The sequence below is a fragment of the Peribacillus kribbensis DSM 17871 genome (assembly GCF_000430765.1).
GTDB classification, from domain to species: domain Bacteria; phylum Bacillota; class Bacilli; order Bacillales; family DSM-1321; genus Paraperibacillus; species Paraperibacillus kribbensis.
Map to the genome: position 1 here is coordinate 389,725 of NZ_KE387238.1, position 17,708 is coordinate 407,432.

Consider the following 17,708-nt stretch of genomic DNA (forward strand, 5'->3'; position numbering starts at 1 on the left):
TGTTAAAAAATGGAGTTCCGCTTGTTTTGCTTTTTATAAAGCTCTCCAGCCTTTGGATACACCTCGAAAATCCTGCTGGTGTACCCTCCCGGAAGATAAAGCTGAAGACCTGCATTCATCAAGTAATCTCCTGATTTTATGGCAATAATTTTTTCACCATACGAAATGCAGTATCGTTTTTCTGCGGCCAATCCGGCTAACTTAACTCGATGCCTGGTATCAGTACTTTTTCCCTTTTTAAAAACAAATACTACACTCTTTTCTTTTTTTATATATTGAACCGAGTGAATCTGCCCTATATCATTGGATGCGCTGATCCTCAGAAGATCCCCATGCTGGATTACATCCCTGATCTTCTTGTAATAGGAAATCTTATCCCTGAGCAGTTTCAGATCATCCTCCTTGAGTTTAGATAAATTGCAGCCAATTCCCATCACTCCCGTCATCGATACATCACAGCGGAACGAGAGTGGCAGCTTCCTTTTGGTGTGTCCATTAGGGGAATCTGTCACCCATGAAGCCATCACTTTGGCAGGATACGCGAAACTGAATGCATGCTGGATGCCGATCCGGTCAAGAGCATCTGTATTATCGCTCGGCCATAATTGATCAAAGTATTGGATGGCTTCAAAATTGACCCGTCCGCCTCCTGATGCACATCCTTCCCACATGACGGAGGGATGCTTTTCCCGAAGTCTGGAAAGCAGACGGAACACGGTCCGATTATGCTCCACCCAGATTTCCTGCCTCCTGTCTGCCGGGAGGTTTAAGGCACCCGGCTCGGAAAACGGCCGGTTCATATCCCACTTGATAAAGGAGATCTTATACCGTTCCAGCAAAGTGTCCATAATAAAAAATAAATAATTGAATACCTCTGGCTTTGTCAGGTTTAAAACAAGCTGTGATCTGGACATGGTTGCTTCCCTGTTTTCAAAACCATAGACCCAGTCTGGGTGCATACGGTATAAGTGGCTGTCTTTACTGACCATTTCAGGCTCAATCCATAAACCAAACTTCATTCCCAGTTCATTCACCTTTTGAATCAATGGCGCCAAACCATCGGGGAATTTTATCTCATCCGGATACCAGTCACCCAGTCCTGAACGGGAATGATTCCGATTCTTGAACCACCCATCATCCACGACAAAAAGCTCTGTTCCCAGGGATGCGGCCTTTTCAGCCAAATCCTCCTGACTTTTAAGGTCCACATTAAACTTTACAGCTTCCCATGAATTATAAAGAACCGGACGGACTTCCCTTCTCTGATTATCCGGCAGAAGCCGATCCAGAGAGAATGTGTGCAAGGCATGTGAGGCAGCATTAAACCCATGGGCTGTATGCCCAAAGAATACCTCTGGCGTCTCAAAGCTTTTCCCTGTTTGAAGGGAAAGAAGCGAATCAAAATCATTGATTCCAAGAAGGACCCTTGTATCCCCAAATGGCCTTTGTTCTGCCACAAGCTTAAAATTCCCGCTATAGGCAAGGCATCCGAAAAAGACATCCCCAGAAAATTCCGAAGCTTCCTGATCCACCATAAAGCAGGGATTGTAGTTGTGACCGGTAATACCCTTCCTGCTTTCGAATATGGTTTTCCCGCCGGCTAGTTTCCTCCGGAATAAGTTCCCCTCATTTGCCCAGGTACCTTCTACATTGGTCAAATAGAGCTGATCGTGCGGAAAGTTCCATTCCCCGCTATAGAATAAAGCCAGCTCAATATCCTGATCCTCTTTATTTTCGATCACCAGTTTTCTTTTAATCATTCCATGTTCAGAATAGACCTCATAATTCACGTGAATATGTACTTTATAGAATAAATCCGAAAAATGGAGTTGCAGCTTTTCATTTTCCAGTGAAAATCCATCAAAGATTAAACATAGATCCCTGGTTCCATCCTGGAAATGAATTTTCAGGGAGGGCTCCTTATATCTCAGCTGACCCCAGGCAGTCATTTCTTCAGGCAGAATCTCCTCCCTTCGTTCAAAGGTGGAATAATTTTTATAAACCGGGAGATCCAGATCCTCAAGATTGCTGAGCCTTTTCCCCCAATAAACATGAACTACCTCCCCTTCCTGTGTCACATGAAAAATATAGCTGCTATCCAAAGCATCCAGCGAAATAACTCTTTGGTCACGGCTGATCCTGATTCCCATTAGCCCACCTGCCCTGTTTAACTTTGTTGAACTGCCCTTTCTCCTCATTACCTGTACATTTTAATGTCCTACTTAAAGAATATGCCTGTTCCCCGGCATAAAATCACTTACCGTTTATGTATTTCATGTTTAATTTCCTTTGCTTTGAGGAAAACATATGGAGAATAAGCAGAGAATAATTCTTGCTGCTTAAGAAAAAATAACCATTGAACATATTTTTTGGGAGGAATAAGTCATGCCGGAATTGCACAATATACTGAATCAGCAAGTAGCGAATTGGACGCTTCTCTATACAAAGCTCCATAATTACCACTGGTATGTTAAAGGAGAGAATTTTTTCACACTGCATGTGAAATTTGAGGAGCTGTACAACGAAGCGAATCAATATGTCGATGAATTGGCGGAGAGACTCTTGGCAATCAAAGGACGTCCTGCCGCAACCTTAAAAGAAGTATTAGAAATAGCGACCATCAAGGAGGCTGCAGGCAATGAAACCACAAATGAGATGGTTGAAAGCCTAAGCAGCGACTTTAAACAGCTGATTGATGAACTCAAACAGGGAATGGAAACAGCCCAGCAGGCGGGAGACGAAGGCACGAGCGACCTCTTTCTTGGAATTTCCGTTTCACTCGAAAAACACTTATGGATGTTCAGCACATTTTTAAACAGCTGATACTAGGAAGGCGCATGAAAAACACATCATGCGCTTTTTTTTAGGCAGAAAGGCAGGCTCGACATGGTTCACAGTTAGGAATATAAGAATGATTTGTTCTAGGCTCGGTTCTTATAGAGGTGAGCCTTGGATCATTCTGAGCTTGGATCATCACAAGGCTCCAGCCCTGCCTGATGGATCAGAATACAGATTTTTATTTTCTTAAGTATCCGCTGACACCAGTATTTCACCAATTTACTATCCGCAAACCCACTCCACCATGACTTCAAACCTATTTTTTACATTTACCACTATTTACCGCCAATAATTTAGAAATAATACTTTAATAATATATTCAAATTTTCTATAATCTAGTTATATTTATATTAGATTGATAGCTACTCTATTTCAAAGTCACTCCTGTTTTTAGGCAACATTCTACCTGCCTGTAAAATGAAGGTGCGCAGGCCACCATTAAAAAGGAGATGAGTTTTTGAATACACGTCCAAAACTTATGACAAAATTTGTTCTGCCTCTGGCAGTTTTACTGATAGCAGCTGTTTCCGTTTTTTGGATAATTAAAAGTTCTTCAAAAGAAGTTTCCATTCCCTTTTCGTCTCTGTCCCAGACCATCCAATCCCAGAAGGGTGAACCTGTTTCATTGAAAGAACAGCAGGATGGGAAGCTCATCTTAACGACCCCCCATGGCACATTCGTAAGCTATGTCCCGCCTAACAGCCAGATGGTAGACAAGCTGGTTGAAAAATATAATGTACAATACTCATACTCGAACAACAGCCAATATGGCGGATGGATCATCGGCGGCTTGCTGATTATTCTGGCATGTGCGGCCATTTTTTATCAAAAGAAGTACAAAGAAGGAGCAGGTACCGCTGCCAAGAGCAAGAGCAGCATCTCGAAATCCAAACCACTCCCTTCCATTACACTTAAAGAGGTAGGCGGCCTACCTGATGAGATGAAGGAAGAAATCGCACAAACTCTATCCATTTTCAAAGAACCGGAAAGAGCATCCAAGATCGGCATTAAACCGCCAAAAGGAATTTTGCTTTACGGACCTCCCGGAACCGGGAAAACCCTTCTTGCCCAGGCTATGGCCCATGAAATTGGTGCAAGCTTCTTCTCGGCAAGCGGCGCTTCCTTCAATGAAATGTTTGTGGGAGTCGGTGCTTCAAGGGTAAGAAGCCTGTTCCAAACAGCTAGAAAGCAGTCTCCTGCCGTTATTTTCATCGATGAGGTAGACGCACTTGCTGCAAAGAGGAAGCAGCACGGTGGTGAAGAATCCGAGAAAACCCTGACTGAGCTTCTAGTACAGCTGGATGGCGGAATGTCCAATGACGGCATCTTATTCATAGCCGCTACCAATAGAAAAGACATGCTGGATGAAGCCTTCCTTCGTCCAGGACGGATCGACTTTTCTTTTGAGGTTCCGCTCCCTGACACAAAAGGACGCCGCGATATCATTGATATTCATGCTAAAGGAAAAAAACTGGCTGATAATGTAGCAGCCTCTCTTGATATACTGGCTGAGAGTACATCCGGATTTTCAGGAGCTGAGCTGAGCTCTTTATTCGAAACAGCCAGCAGAAGAGCTGTCAGAAATGGCATGGAGAGGATCCAGCAGGCAGATCTTGATTTTGCACTTGACCGTACGATTTTAGGAAGCACGTCGAGGACCTTGAAAGATAACGAAACAAAACAGCGTGTCGCGATCCATGAGGCCGGCCACGCTCTGATCTCTGCATTGACCAAGCCAGGATCTGTCAGAAAGGCCACCATCATTCCACGCGGACAGGCGCTGGGATATGTAGCTCCAATCCAAAAGGAAATGCATCTATCCACTGCATCCGATTTGATGGACCAGGTGAAGATGATCCTAGCCGGCGGTGTCTCTGAGCGCCTCTTCCTGGGCGAACACAGCATCGGAGTCGGAGGCGATGTACAGCAGGCCAGAAGAATCATTGAACAAATGGTCGACCTTGGCGTCCTTCAGGATGGCTTCACCCTTTCTTTCTCCAAGGAAGAAAAAGAGCAGAAAATGAAGGAATTATTCCACGAAGCACTCGAGCAAACAGAAATGCTCATCGAGACTCACCGTCTTCAATATGATGCATTGGTCACAGCCCTTCTCAAGAAAGAAACATTAGAAGGCTGGGAGGTTGACCAAATCGTAAATGAAACAGACCTTATCGATCTGGCAACCGTTTAAACAAAGAGGGTGTCCCAAAAGGTATAAACTTTTGGGACACCCTCTTTTTATTTGGGTCTTTTCTAAAAGATTGGACCCGATAAGGAAAAAAAAGGATATCTTTGAATCGAGTGGAATATAAAAAATACAGGGATCGGAGGGACTATAACATGAACATGACAAAACCGATGTTCTATTTTTGGATTACAGGGATTGCCATTCTTGCGATTTTCACAGGGGAAATTGCTACGGTCATGATGCTGTATTTGATATTGCTAGTATTAATGGGGATACACTCTACGATTAAGAATTTTTATGAAGATTGGAAAAGCAGATATTTCAATTAGATGAGATACCGTGCTAAGCAGGTTTTTTTAAATTTTACGTCCAAATCGATATAATATATCTAACAAGGCTGCAATCGATCCTTGTATAAATGCATTTGGAGGCAGTTACATGAATCAATCAGAAACATTTCTTCAATCCTTTTTAAGCCACCGCCAGGTTACCAATGAGTTAATCCAATTCATTACACCAGAGAATTATGGGTTTAAGCCTTCGGAGACATCCATGGAAGCGGCCAAACTGGCCAGGCATATTATGGAGTCTTCCTACAAATTTGCCTCTGTGGTGAAAACAGGGAGCCTTGCGCCGTTTCAGGAAAAGACTGCAGAAGAGCCTGACTTACATAAATTCGCTGAAGTGTATACCAATAAAACAAAGGAAATCCTTGCATCATTATCTGACCAGGATTTCGAGAAAGATGTAGATGTCTCAGCTATATTCGGCAGCTCTATGACAGGACTGCAATTGCTGCGTTCAGCGCTCGAGCACGAGATTCACCATAAAGGAGCTCTTTTTGTCTATGTGAGAGGAATGGGCCATACGGAACTTCCATTTTTCGTTAAGAGGTAAATATGAAAAGCAAAGAGGCTGTCCCGGGACAGCCTCGTTCTTTAAGGGTCTTTTCTAATAGATGCGGCTTCAAAGAAAATTCCTTTATAAAAACGGGTTGATTGGAGCGGATATGCGAGTCTCCTCGATCCTGCTCTTTGTTCCAGTGCCACAATGTATGCGAAAAGAGCCTTCTTTAAAGAAGTACATCATTTACCTGAACGGTAAGCAGCATAATGCTTTCTTAAATAGTCCACATAAATATCATCCCTTACCAGCCAGGCATAATGATTACGTTTTATATGCCTTTCCGCTTCTTCAAAGGATGGATACATGCCTTCTTTTTCCGTGTTGATTTCAATCTGCCACTCTTCTCCGGAACGGCTGAGTATAATGGTATCCTGCTTATGATTGCTGAACATACAGAAGGTGCTGGTATCCTTCGTATTAAATTTATTGTGGAAGGCATCGGCTTTTAAGGGCTCCAATTGAAATGTATGTTCAACGAATGTACGGAATCCCTCTTGGGTCAGATTGCAGCCGGAGGCCTTCTGATGGCCGCCTCCCTGATAGCGCCCAGCTATTTTAGAGACATCAATATCATCATGGCTTGTCCTGAGGGAGATCCTTTTTCCTCCAACCATGACAATGGCTATATAATCCAGATGATTAAATTCCTTCATCAATTCATTGCCAAGTTCGGAATGGTAGGATTCTGCATGAACGATACCGGCACAATCTCCTTCAATAAACGTTTGATATACTTCTCTTTTCTTTCTTCGGATGTATCTCTCAATTTTGTTTTCTTCAATATCCAGGAGCTTGGTTTCCAGCTCATCAAACCCGAACTGTTCATTTTCAAGCAGACGGCGGGTCATTTTTTCTTCGAATTCTTCAAAGGACAGCATAAAAAACAAATCATTCAGCCGTTTTGCATCCTGATTGGCAAGCCGTTCCCATTCCCATGTATCATACTGCCTTACAAGTTCCACAAATTCGTCGATTGCCCGTGACCCTGTTAGAAACTCATGGGTCATTAAGTATTGATAAAACAAAGAGGTTGCAGATGCCGGCCTTCCTTCTTCATCCTCCACTGCAACAAATCCCCATTCGTACTGGTTTAAATGAATGGCTGTGACATGGTGGTCTATGAGGGTCACCTGTCCCCCGTTTCGAAAAAACTCCTCCACCGCTTCTTCATTCTTTTCACTGACTGAAAGATCCGTAATGAGGAGTGTCTGGGATACGTCCTTTTTTTCTAAAAATTGCTCGACCTGCCTGTTAAGGCTTGCTATGGAGTTATATCTCACATCAATCTGGTCTCCGAAGGCAAGCTTTCCCAAAATCCCGCAGCCTACCCCGTCTAAATCATTATGAGTCAAAAGCGTATACATATGTACCTCCAAGTTGTAAAAGGAAACTCCTCTTATGTTTTGAAAACAGGAAGTAAACTATTCCTGCTTAAGCATATTTGTCCTTCTTTATTTTAACTGCATCGAGGCTTTCTAAACACTCCGGGTTGTAAGATTAATTAAACAGGCAAATGTGGAAAGACTCTATGGACAAGTTCTCTTTTAAACCTAAATCTAACAGCATGCCTTTTCAGCTTTCAAAATAAAAATTCCCGGAGAAAGGCTCTCCAGGAATGGTGTTTATAATTTAAAATGTGAAATCGATGTCTGAAGGTCCTCAGCCATCTTGGATAAAGCTTCTGCAGAAGAGGTGACCTCTTCCATCGTAGCCAGCTGCTGTTCTGTTGCTGCTGAGCTTTCGAGGGCTGCTGCCGTACTGGTTTCGTTTATTTCTTTTACCTCCATGACTGCTTCTTCGATCTGTACGCCTGCTTCGGATAGATCAATGACTGATTCGGATACTTCCTTTACCTTGACAGCAACAGAACCAATGGATTCAGAGATCATCACAAACGCAGCGTTTGCTTCGCTTGTATCCGCAAGTCCCTGGTTGATTAGCTCGTTTCCTTCATCCATTGCCTTAACCGTCTCTTTAATTTCTTCCTGGACCAGTGCAATCAGGCTCGTTATTTGGTCAGCTGATTTTTTGGATTCTACGGCAAGCTTTCTCACTTCGTCTGCAACCACAGCAAATCCTCGGCCCTGTTCGCCTGCCCTTGCAGCTTCAATGGCTGCATTTAAGGCAAGCAGGTTAGTCTGATCGGCAATTCCCGTTATCAGTCCCACTATATTGCTGATTTCTTCAGAACGGACATTAAGGGATTGAACCGTTCCGGCTGCCTGACTGACGGTAGTATTTATGGATACCATCCGCTCCACAACACCTTCAATCGAGTTTGTCCCTTTTTCCGTCACTTCACTGGCTTTTTCAGCTGCGGAAAGCATTTCACTGCTATTGTGTGAGATTTGCTTCAGCCCTGCTATCATTTCATTTACAGAACTGGAAACCGTTTCAAACTGCTGAGATTGAACTTCCATTCCATGTGAAGCGCGGTGTGTATTTTGGGCAATTTGTTCCGCGGCGGCAGTACTCTCCTCAGAACTTGCTGCCAGTTCTTCACTGCTAGCTGCCAGCTGGCTTGCAGACATGTTGACTCCATCAACAATGGATTTAAGATTTTGGATCATATCATTCAGTGCAGTGGCCATTATACCTATTTCATCACGGCTCTTCACCTTAAGCGGATTTACCGTAAGGTCTCCTTCCGCGACTTTTTTCAACTTAAAGGATGCTGCCACAATCGGCTTGGTAATTTTAGAATTGATAATGGCTGATAATAATAATGCAAACAAGATACTGATCAGCAGTGCTGCTCCTTCTATTACCTGGACCTGCCTTGTCAGGCTGGAAGCTTTTTTACTGACTTCTTCCACTTTATTAATTTGAAAGGAAACCAATTCATCTGCTGCCTCCGTAAAATTTTGGGTGACTGCTGCAGCGCTTGTTTTAACAAGCGTTAAGTAAACTGTTACATTTCCCTCTTTCTTGGCTTTAATTTCTTTTTCTGCCACCAGCTGGTAGTCCCTGGATATGACCTGAAGGTTTTTTACCTTCTTTTTCAGCTCTGGATCATTGGTTTGGGATTGTAACAGGATGATTCCTTTTTCAAGATTGTTAGAAGAATTTTGATAATCTGTAAGATGGGACTCGTCACCAGTCAATAAATACCCACGGATATCCCCCGATTGCTTATAAAGGGCAGATTTCAGGTCCCTGATTAGATCCATGTTTCTGACTTCATTCTTTAACAATGATGAATAGGCATCGTTGATTTTTTTCATTTCATAAATCCCTAAACCTGCCGCACACCCCATTAACAGCAGAACAATGAAAAAACCTCCCCTGATCTTCATTCCAACTTTAAGCTTCATACTCATACCAACCTTCTCCAAAGATATGTAACTCATTTTTTATATCGGCTGATTTCGTAAGAATTTTAAGACATTTTAAAAAAATAGTCTTTTAGAGGGTCGCATAAAAAGGAAGTAGGCTTATTGTACTATATGTTTTTACAAAAATTACAATAATTGAAATAATAATACAGGTTCATTTGATATAGTAATAGTACGATTGATTTATATTATCCGGGAGGTGCCTATGAACTTAGAACAAAGGGTGGAAGAGCTTGAAGAAAGAGTAAGGCTGTTAGAAGGGGAACTCAGGGAAAAGAAAAATCCAACCATGTCCGTTACTCCAGTAAAAGCTGAGAAACGTCCCGAGAAAGCATTAACCTCTATCCAAAATCCTGTTGCACAAAGAATACTTTCTAAGCCGCTTGAAAAAGAAAATGGAGACTATGAAAAAATGATTACACAGGTATGGCTGCCGCGTATCTTTATCCTTGTTCTCCTTGCGGGAGTCATCTGGGGATTTAAGGCTGCTTCTAATTATGGAATTATCAACCCGAAGATTAAATCCGTACTGGGCTATATCATCTCTGCTGTGTTAATTTGGCTCGGATACAGACAATTCCCTAATAAAAGAGAAGTGCTTGGACAGGTTCTGCTTGGAGGCTCTATTGCCCTCCTGATGCTTACTACTTTTGCCATGACCAATCTTTATATGCTGATTTCCTCCAATACCGCATTCTTTATAAACATACTGTGGATTGCGGCAGGTATTTACTTTACGATTCATTTCAAATCCCAGGCACTTGGTCTGCTTAGTGTGATAGGCGGCTTTTTGGTTCCGTTCCTGATCGGGAGCAAAACGGGGAATGCCTTTGTTTTTACTGGTTATGAAACCATCCTGTATCTTGCTTTTCTTTATATCGCCATGAAATACCGATATATCGTTTTATATTTTGCTTCTGCGATCCTGCTTAACATGGTTCTATTGATTTATGCAGTGATCGGGTCAGGAGATTTGGAAACAGGCAGGCTGCTCGCTTCGGCTGTGATTATCCAGCATATCTTCTTGCTCGCGGCTCTTCTGCTGCGAAACAGATTTATGCTCCAGCAGGCAGGGGCTGTACTTGCAAGCTTCGCGGTTACCTACGCATGGGTCCGTGGAGAATTTCAGCATACAGGTATTTCTGTTTTTCTGCTGGCTTCTCTCCTGTTATACGTAATCATCGGATATACCTCCTATAAGAGAAAGCAGGAAACAATCGGTTCTACAGCCATTACCACAGCGCTGGCTGCCATGCTGTTTTACATCGTTTATGCGGTTGACCAGGATGCGAACGGCCTCTTTCTCCTAATGGAGGGGACTCTTGCCATCTATTTAAGCAGCCGGCTGCGTTCAAAACTTCAGCTGATCACAGGTTTCCTGGTGTTCTTGATAGGATGCTGCCTGACTTTTACCGCTGATATTCAGAACATACTGTCCATAGAGACACTATCCTGGCTTATCTTTTTTGCTGCAGCGTTCTTTATATGGCATTACTACGTACAGAAAAGAACGTTTAAAACGGATGATAAAACGATTCTTTCCATTCTTGCAGGTGGAGCTGTATCCCTTCTTGGGCTCTACTTTCTCACCCAAGAAACAAGTATTGCGGCCGAGGACCTTTCCATCAACGGGCAGCATATGATTCTTTCTCTGATTTGGAGTTTATACGCAGCATCGCTGATCCTTGCCGGCTTGCTAAGAAAAATAAAAATGGCCAGATATTTGGGAATAGGATACCTATTGCTTACTTTATTAAAATTAATATTCCTTGATATCCCGAGTGTATCGATAATGATCAGAGCGATATTATTTATCGGCCTGGGTACTTTGGGACTTATCATTTCCCGTCTCTTTTATCAGAAGTCATAAAGAAAGCACGGCTGACGCCGTGCCTTCTTCGTTATTCTCCCGGTTTTTCATGGTGTCTTCTTCCATGTCTTTCATGGAAGAAATGAGGAGCATATCCATTCTTCTCAAGCCATTTGCTGTGTTCCTCGAATCTAGCCAGGATCCGGTCTCCCTTTTCTTTGCTGATGATTCCATATTCCACATACTTTTTAATAAGCTGTTTTTTCTGCTGCAGGATGCTTTTTTGGATTCCCGCCAGCTCATCCTTCTGCGCTTGCGACAGCTCAGGCTTTGCAGCCTCTGTCCCCTGGCTTTCCGCCATGGTCATGGACCCGGCAGAAAATGAAAGAAGAATCACACCCGTTATGGAAAGTAAAAATTTTCTTAGATTCATCTCTTTCCCTCCTTTTTTATAGCTTACCTTTTCTGCCAATTTTTATCCGATTTTCCTTTCATTCGTCTTTTTGTGTTTAATAAAGGATTCCTCCTTTAAATGTAGAAGATTACCTTTAAGCACAATCTGTATGAGAGGTGGTTAGTATGACGAATGTAATTTCAAAATCCGTACATTTTGATCTCGAAGAATTAGAGAATGGGATATTTGCAGCTATATCAAAGCCTGAGGGAAACGGTTAATCCAATGCAGGCATTATTGACTTAGGAGGAAAGACGCTGATCTTCGATACGTTAAACTCCCAAAGCGCCGCCAGCGACCTTGCGGAAGCAGCCCTAAAAACAACGGGAAGACCGGCATCTTATGTGATCAACAGCCATTGGCACGGAGATCATATCAGAGGAAACCAATGCTTTAAAGGTGCAGTGATCTTTTCTTCCCTTGCGACAAGAAATAAAATGCTGGAAATCCATCCGGAAAGAATTTCTGACCAGCAGGCTAGTATTCCCCAGCTTAGAAAGCATATAAAAAAACTGGAGACGGATCTAGCAAGAGAATCTAATCCCGAAAAAAAGAAAAAAGTGAACATACAATTAAACTTTCTGAAGGAAATTGAGAAGTCCCTTCCAGGTCTCGAATTTACACTTCCAGACTTGACTTTTGAACATAAAATGGTGTTTACCGGAAATAGCAGACAGGCGGTTTTGCAAACCATGGGAGGAGGCCATACTCTTTGTGACTCATTTCTGTATCTTCCGGAGGAGGAAATTTTATTTGCAGGGGATTTGCTCTTTTCAGGGACACATCCCAATATAAAGGATGGAAATCCAATAAACTGGCTAGGAATTCTTCAGAATATAAAACAGCTATCAGCCAAGGTCCTGGTACCCGGTCATGGTCCAGTCAGCGATGAATCAGCTATTACCGGAATGGAGTGTTATTTAACTTCTCTTTTGGAAATGGCTGACGCCCTCCATAATGTGGAGGAGACTCAAATCCCTTTGCGCTTCGAAGCATGGGAAGCACCTGAGCTATTCAGCCAAAACCTGTTGTTTCTTTCCCAGCAGACCTTTCCAAAAAACCTGTAAACAAATAGGAGTCTATCATTCAATTTAGATGATAGACTCCTTATTACGATCAGCGGTTGACTGGATTAGTTTCTTTTCTAAGCTGGTACTTCAAGATCTTCCCGCTTGCATTCCTCGGAAGGGCATCCATAAATATATACCTTCTAGGCCTCTTGTAGTTCGCTAATTTATTGCTTTCCCTGCAGAACACATCTAAGTCCTCTTCCGTCAACCCTGGATCTTTTTTTACTATGATGGCGGTTACCGATTCTCCCCAGCGGTCATTCGGTTCCCCGATTACTGCGGCCTCCAGAACGCCTTCATGCTCATATAAAAGATCCTCTACTTCCCTGGGATAAATATTTTCCCCGCCGCTGATAATCATGTCATCCACCCGGTCCTTGACGTAAAGGTATCCTTCATCATCTAAATATCCTATATCCCCGGAATGATACCATCCTTTATATAAGGCTTTTTCCGTAAGGGATTCTTTTCTGTAATATCCCTTCATGATACAAGGGCCTTTAACGATGATTTCTCCTGGCTCAAAGGCACTCAGAATCTCATCTGGATCTGATGGGCTGTCTTCCCTTCCCCTTACAATTCGTATTTCGTGATTAAGGGCCGCCTGGCCGGCAGATCCTGCTTTTGTCAGCTGGTCTTCATTCCCAAGAAAGGTGATTGCCGGTCCCATTTCCGTCATTCCATAGGCCTGGACAAGCTCAGCCCCAATTTTTTCCCGGCAGGAGCGCACAAGGGCAGGAGGCATCGGAGCTGCACCATACAGGCTGATCCTAAGTGAGGAAACATCATATGTGTTCAAATCCTCCTGCAGGATCATATTCCACATAGCCGGGGCCGCAAAAAAAGTGGTGATCTTTTCCCTCTCGATTAATTCGAGCACCTGCCCTGGATGGAACTGATGAAGGACCACATTACTGGCCCCTGCATGGACCCTTGGCAGAAAGGCGCAATGCAGCTCTGCACAGTGGAACATCGGTGCCGTAATCAGCCCCTTATCTTTTTCGTCCAGCTTTGTTGCAGCTATGCACAAGAGGCTTTGTTCAGCCATGTCACGATGGGTGTGCATGACACCTTTTGGACGTCCGGTTGTTCCGCTGGTATACATGATGGAATATAAATCATTTTCATCCACATCAACCTGAATCGGTTCTGGATGATAGACTTTTATTCTAGTTGAATAGCTTTCTGCAAAAGCAGAGGGATCTTCGTCAATATAAATAAAGGCAGTATGGGGAAATCGGTGCCTGATATCCTTTATGGCAGCGCTGGTTTCTTTTTCAAAAAATACTAGCTTTGGCTCTGCATCATGAATAATATACGCAATTTCTTCAGCAGTCAGGCGGAAGTTCATTGGATTGAATACGGCACCAACTTTTGCGGAAGCAAAATACACGGAAGCCAGCTCGCCCCTATTCATTAAAAAGGTGGAAATACGATCGCCTTTCTGGATTCCAGAGGCAAGAAAGGAATGGGCCAGAGAGTTTACTTCTTCCGCCCACCCTCCGTAAGTCTGCCTCTTCCCTGTTTTCACATCATAAAGAGCTTCTTTATTTGGGTATTTCCTTACAGTCAAATCAAAGATCTGTCCTATGGTTAATCCCATGGTTTTTCCTCCTCAATAATCAAATTTTGAAGCTTCATTATGGTGACACTCTAGACGGCTTTGCTTAAAAGGACCTAGTCTAACCGTTCCAGGATGGTAGCATTCGCCATGCCATGGCCTTCACACATGGTCTGGAGTCCATATCTTGACTTTGTTCTTTCTAATTCATGAACAAGGGAAACCATTATTCTTGCTCCGCTTGCTCCCAGAGGATGACCGAGGGCGATGGCCCCGCCGTTTGGATTCAGCCTGCGTGGATCGGCATCTAATTCCTCCAGCCAGGCAAGCGGGACAGACGCGAAAGCCTCATTTACTTCATAAATATCAATGTCCCTAAGAGTTAGACCGGACTTTTCCAGTGCTTTTTGGGTCGCTGCGATCGGCCCTGTAAGCATCAGCTCCGGATCTGAACCGACAACCACCCTTGTATGAATTTTACATTTAGGCTTTAACCCAAGCTGTTTGGCCCTTTCAGCAGACATGATCAGGAGGCAGGCGGCACCGTCACTTATTTGAGAGGAATTGCCGGCTGTTATCACCCCATCCTCTGTAAAAACAGGCTTTAAATTTGCCAGGCCTTCAAGGGAGCTGTCCTTCCGCGGGCCGGAGTCTTCTTTGATCAGGACAGGCTGTCCCTCTTCCGTTTCAGCCTCAACCGCAAAAGTTTCCCTGTTAAAATAACCGTTTTCCCAGGCATGCAGTGCCTTTTCATGGCTGTGGAGAGAATAAATATCAAGCTCTTCGCGGGAGAAGGTATATTTATCAGCGATTCTTTCAGCAGAGATTCCCTGATGGACGACATCGTATTTTTCACGATATAAGCTGGAAGGCTTCACGCCTTTATAGTTCGATCCTATCGGGATCCTGGACATACTCTCTACTCCTCCGGCAATGACCACATCCATATCACCGCTGATAATGGCCTGGGCTGCAAAATGGACAGCCTGCTGACTGGAACCGCACTGCCTGTCTATCGTTGTTCCCGGGACTTCAATCGGCAGACCAGCAATCAGGGCAGCCACCCGTGCAATATCTCCTGCCTGCTCGCCTATCTGAGAGACACAGCCCACTATCACATCCTCAATTTGGGAAGCCTCGATTTCTGTTCTCTTGACCAGCTCCTTGATGGTCATAGCCAGCAATTCGTCCGCCCTGATATTTTTCAGATCACCATTCTTTTTTCCTACAGGCGTTCTTACTCCTTCAATGATGACAGCTTCCCTCATTGGTTTCCCCTCCATTTAGAGATTCATTTTTTTAGCTATGATCAGTTTCATGATTTCATTCGTCCCGGCATAAATGCTTGCCACCGGGATATCCCTGTAGCGCCTGGCAATCTCATATTCCTCCATATAACCATAGCCTCCATGAAGCTGCATGCACTGAGCAGCAATCTGCTTAGCCATTTCTGTGATTTTCCATTTGGCCATGGAAACCCTTGCCGTAATGTCTTTTCCTTCCATATGTTCGAAGATAACCGCATCAAGAAAAGCTCTTCCCATTTCGATGTCAGTTGCCATTTCTGCCAGCTTAAACTGTGTGTTTTGAAAAGAGCTGATGGATCTGCCGAATGCCTTCCGGGATTTAACATAATCCAGGGTAATCCTCAGCATTTCCTCAGATGCCGTCTGGGCAGATATTGCTACGATCAGCCTTTCCTGCTGAAGCTTTTGCATTAAATAGTGAAATCCTCTGCCTTCCCGTCCTATTAAATTTCCCTCAGGAACTAAACAATCTTCAAATATCAATTCCGCCGTATCCTGACAGTGCATCCCGAGCTTCTGGAGCTTTCTGCCCCTGCTAAAGCCCGGCGTCCCCCGTTCCACTGCTATTAAGCTGATCCCTTCATGCCCCTTTTCACCGGCTGGACCTGTCCTGCAGGCGACAATCACCAGATCGGCATGGATGCCGTTTGTAATAAACGTTTTCTGCCCATTCAAGACATAATGTCCATCCTGCTTTTTCGCATAAGTCTTTATCCCGGCAAGATCAGAGCCGGTTCCTGGTTCTGTCATCGCTATGGCCGTGATCCTACTCCCTTCAATACATCCCGGAAGCCATCTTCTTTTCTGCTCCTCCGTGCCAAATGCTGTTATATAAGGAACGGCTATGTCATTATGAAGGCCGATGCCGACCAGACCGGAGCCCACCCTCTCCAGTTCTTCATTTAATACGACAGAATATCCCCAGTCAGCTCCTGACCCTCCATATTCTTCAGATACATCTGGACATAAAAAACCTTCCCTGCCAAGCTTTTCCCAAAATTCTCTCGGGATGATTCCGTCTTCTTCCCATTTTTCATAATGGGGATACGCCTCTTTTTCTAAGAACCGCCGGAAGGCCTTCCTAAAGATTTGGTGATCTTCTCCTAAATAATGTCTGGCCATGTCACCCTCCAGTTTTTTAAACATTCTGATAATTAAACTCCTATTTCGGCTGCATCCGAACCGCCCCATCCAGCCTGATGGTTTCTCCGTTCAGCATGTGATTTTCCGCAATCATCTCAACCAGACCTGCAAATTCCTCCGGCCTTCCCATTCTTTTCGGAAAAGGCACTGCTTTTCCAAGAGCGTCTCTTGCTGGCTCAGGAAGCGCCTCAAACATTGGGGTCTCAAATAAACCGGGTGCAATCGCCATAACCCTGATTCCCACTGAAGCCAGCTCCCTGGCTAGTGGTAGGGTCATAGATACAATGCCGCCCTTTGAAGCACTGTATGCTGCCTGGCCGATTTGGCCTTCAAATGCGGCGATGGAAGCAGTATTGACGAACAGCCCTCTCTCTCCTTCAGCATCAGGGGTATTTCGGGCCATTCCCTCAGCCGCCAGACGGACCACATTGAAGGTCCCAATTAAATTAATTTCAATCACTTTTGAGAACGTCTCTAGGTCATGGATGCCATTTTTACCAAGCACCTTTTTCCCCGCTGCGATACCGGCACAATTTACGGCAAGATTCAATCGGCCCCATTTATCCATCATAGCTCCGATGGCAGCCCTTACTTGCCTTTCATCCCTTACATCCGCCTGTATATAAAGAGCTCCGTCTCCCAGCTCCTCCTTCAAAGCCTCGCCTTTCCCCCGGGCAGCATCCAGAATGGCTGCCCTTCCTCCTTTGTCCACAATCCTTCTTACCACAGCTTCCCCGAGACCCGATGCCCCACCTGTTACAAGGGCAATAGTTTCTGCAAATTTCACGCGATCCCCCCTCCAAATTTTTCTATTTTTCCCCTCCATCTATGAAGCAATAAAATATGTAATTCAATATTATCAAAATAAGTGTTCTTTAAGTCAATAAAAAAGTAAGCGCATTCAAAATTAACTGCTGGGAATAAAGTGGGGACCACTTTCATACATTAACTTACATTTATATATCTTACTTGTAGTAATTCTTTTAGAATTCCTCATATCCCTTTAAACGGAATAATTTTTTTCACAAAGCTAGACAGGGGCTGATGAATCATGTCAGATTCATCAAAATGATTTTGCTGTCTAGGAACAGACAAG

At 43.9% G+C, this 17,708-nt stretch carries 14 protein-coding genes; 6 read left to right on the forward strand and 8 right to left on the reverse strand.

The window, feature by feature from the left end; all coding sequences use genetic code 11:
- Positions 1–2: 2 nt before the first annotated feature.
- Entirely contained in the window at positions 3–2,150 is a 2,148-nt protein-coding gene (locus H539_RS28760; RefSeq protein ID WP_051348619.1) for an alpha-galactosidase, read from the reverse strand.
- 235 nt (positions 2,151–2,385) lie between these two features.
- On the opposite strand from H539_RS28760, the gene H539_RS0115725 reads away from it, so the two are divergent.
- The 4 genes from H539_RS0115725 (at position 2,386) to H539_RS0115740 (ending at position 5,923) form a co-directional block, all read left to right on the forward strand.
- Positions 2,386–2,823 (forward strand): Dps family protein, encoded by a 438-nt coding sequence (locus H539_RS0115725; protein ID WP_026694309.1) that lies wholly within the window; start codon positions 2,386–2,388, stop codon positions 2,821–2,823.
- Positions 2,824–3,295: 472 nt separating this feature from the next.
- Entirely contained in the window at positions 3,296–5,029 is a 1,734-nt protein-coding gene (locus tag H539_RS0115730; protein WP_026694310.1) for an AAA family ATPase, read from the forward strand.
- Positions 5,030–5,178: 149 nt separating this feature from the next.
- Positions 5,179–5,355 (forward strand): hypothetical protein, encoded by a 177-nt coding sequence (locus tag H539_RS31615; RefSeq protein ID WP_155890086.1) that lies wholly within the window; start codon positions 5,179–5,181, stop codon positions 5,353–5,355.
- A gap of 109 nt (positions 5,356–5,464) precedes the next feature.
- Positions 5,465–5,923 (forward strand): DinB family protein, encoded by a 459-nt coding sequence (locus tag H539_RS0115740; RefSeq protein ID WP_026694311.1) that lies wholly within the window; start codon positions 5,465–5,467, stop codon positions 5,921–5,923.
- A gap of 188 nt (positions 5,924–6,111) precedes the next feature.
- Here the strand turns inward: H539_RS0115740 and H539_RS0115745 are convergent, their stop codons facing one another.
- Together H539_RS0115745 and H539_RS0115750 are read right to left on the reverse strand one after the other, a co-directional pair.
- Entirely contained in the window at positions 6,112–7,296 is a 1,185-nt protein-coding gene (locus H539_RS0115745) for a DHH family phosphoesterase (RefSeq protein ID WP_026694312.1), read from the reverse strand.
- A gap of 258 nt (positions 7,297–7,554) precedes the next feature.
- A complete protein-coding gene (locus H539_RS0115750; protein WP_051348620.1) occupies positions 7,555–9,252 on the reverse strand; it encodes a methyl-accepting chemotaxis protein in 1,698 nt (565 codons plus the stop codon).
- Between the two features lie 220 nt (positions 9,253–9,472).
- Here H539_RS0115750 and H539_RS0115755 point away from each other — a divergent pair, with 220 nt between their 5' ends.
- Entirely contained in the window at positions 9,473–11,137 is a 1,665-nt protein-coding gene (locus H539_RS0115755) for a DUF2339 domain-containing protein (protein ID WP_026694314.1), read from the forward strand.
- A gap of 31 nt (positions 11,138–11,168) precedes the next feature.
- On the opposite strand, the gene H539_RS28765 is transcribed toward H539_RS0115755, so the two are convergent.
- Positions 11,169–11,510 (reverse strand): DUF2680 domain-containing protein, encoded by a 342-nt coding sequence (locus H539_RS28765; RefSeq protein WP_051348621.1) that lies wholly within the window; start codon positions 11,508–11,510, stop codon positions 11,169–11,171.
- 254 nt (positions 11,511–11,764) lie between these two features.
- On the opposite strand from H539_RS28765, the gene H539_RS28770 reads away from it, so the two are divergent.
- Positions 11,765–12,598 (forward strand): MBL fold metallo-hydrolase, encoded by an 834-nt coding sequence (locus H539_RS28770; RefSeq protein ID WP_081415908.1) that lies wholly within the window; start codon positions 11,765–11,767, stop codon positions 12,596–12,598.
- A gap of 49 nt (positions 12,599–12,647) precedes the next feature.
- Here the strand turns inward: H539_RS28770 and H539_RS0115770 are convergent, their stop codons facing one another.
- The 4 genes from H539_RS0115770 to H539_RS0115785 all read right to left on the reverse strand — a co-directional run bounded on the left by H539_RS0115770 (position 12,648) and on the right by H539_RS0115785 (position 17,399).
- On the reverse strand, positions 12,648–14,204 hold the full coding sequence (locus H539_RS0115770; protein WP_026694315.1) for a fatty acid--CoA ligase: 1,557 nt from the start codon (positions 14,202–14,204) through the stop codon (positions 12,648–12,650).
- 74 nt (positions 14,205–14,278) lie between these two features.
- A complete protein-coding gene (locus tag H539_RS0115775) occupies positions 14,279–15,430 on the reverse strand; it encodes a thiolase family protein (protein WP_026694316.1) in 1,152 nt (383 codons plus the stop codon).
- Between the two features lie 15 nt (positions 15,431–15,445).
- The gene (locus tag H539_RS0115780) at positions 15,446–16,591 is read right to left on the reverse strand and encodes an acyl-CoA dehydrogenase family protein (RefSeq protein ID WP_026694317.1); all 1,146 of its coding nucleotides are present in this window, start codon (positions 16,589–16,591) and stop codon (positions 15,446–15,448) included.
- A gap of 40 nt (positions 16,592–16,631) precedes the next feature.
- Entirely contained in the window at positions 16,632–17,399 is a 768-nt protein-coding gene (locus H539_RS0115785; protein WP_026694318.1) for a 3-hydroxyacyl-CoA dehydrogenase, read from the reverse strand.
- Between the last annotated feature and the right edge of the window lie 309 nt (positions 17,400–17,708).

Bases quoted from the DNA above. Each gene is read 5' to 3' on its own strand.
- H539_RS28760 (WP_051348619.1), bottom strand. From the start codon at position 2,150: ATGGGAATCAGGATCAGCCGTGACCAAAGAGTTATTTCGCTGGATGCT.
- H539_RS0115725 (WP_026694309.1), top strand. From the start codon at position 2,386: ATGCCGGAATTGCACAATATACTGAATCAGCAAGTAGCGAATTGGACG.
- H539_RS31615 (WP_155890086.1), top strand. From the start codon at position 5,179: ATGAACATGACAAAACCGATGTTCTATTTTTGGATTACAGGGATTGCC.
- H539_RS0115740 (WP_026694311.1), top strand. From the start codon at position 5,465: ATGAATCAATCAGAAACATTTCTTCAATCCTTTTTAAGCCACCGCCAG.
- H539_RS0115745 (WP_026694312.1), bottom strand. From the start codon at position 7,296: ATGTATACGCTTTTGACTCATAATGATTTAGACGGGGTAGGCTGCGGG.
- H539_RS0115750 (WP_051348620.1), bottom strand. From the start codon at position 9,252: ATGAGTATGAAGCTTAAAGTTGGAATGAAGATCAGGGGAGGTTTTTTC.
- H539_RS0115755 (WP_026694314.1), top strand. From the start codon at position 9,473: ATGAACTTAGAACAAAGGGTGGAAGAGCTTGAAGAAAGAGTAAGGCTG.
- H539_RS28765 (WP_051348621.1), bottom strand. From the start codon at position 11,510: ATGAATCTAAGAAAATTTTTACTTTCCATAACGGGTGTGATTCTTCTT.
- H539_RS0115770 (WP_026694315.1), bottom strand. From the start codon at position 14,204: ATGGGATTAACCATAGGACAGATCTTTGATTTGACTGTAAGGAAATAC.
- H539_RS0115775 (WP_026694316.1), bottom strand. From the start codon at position 15,430: ATGAGGGAAGCTGTCATCATTGAAGGAGTAAGAACGCCTGTAGGAAAA.
- H539_RS0115780 (WP_026694317.1), bottom strand. From the start codon at position 16,591: ATGGCCAGACATTATTTAGGAGAAGATCACCAAATCTTTAGGAAGGCC.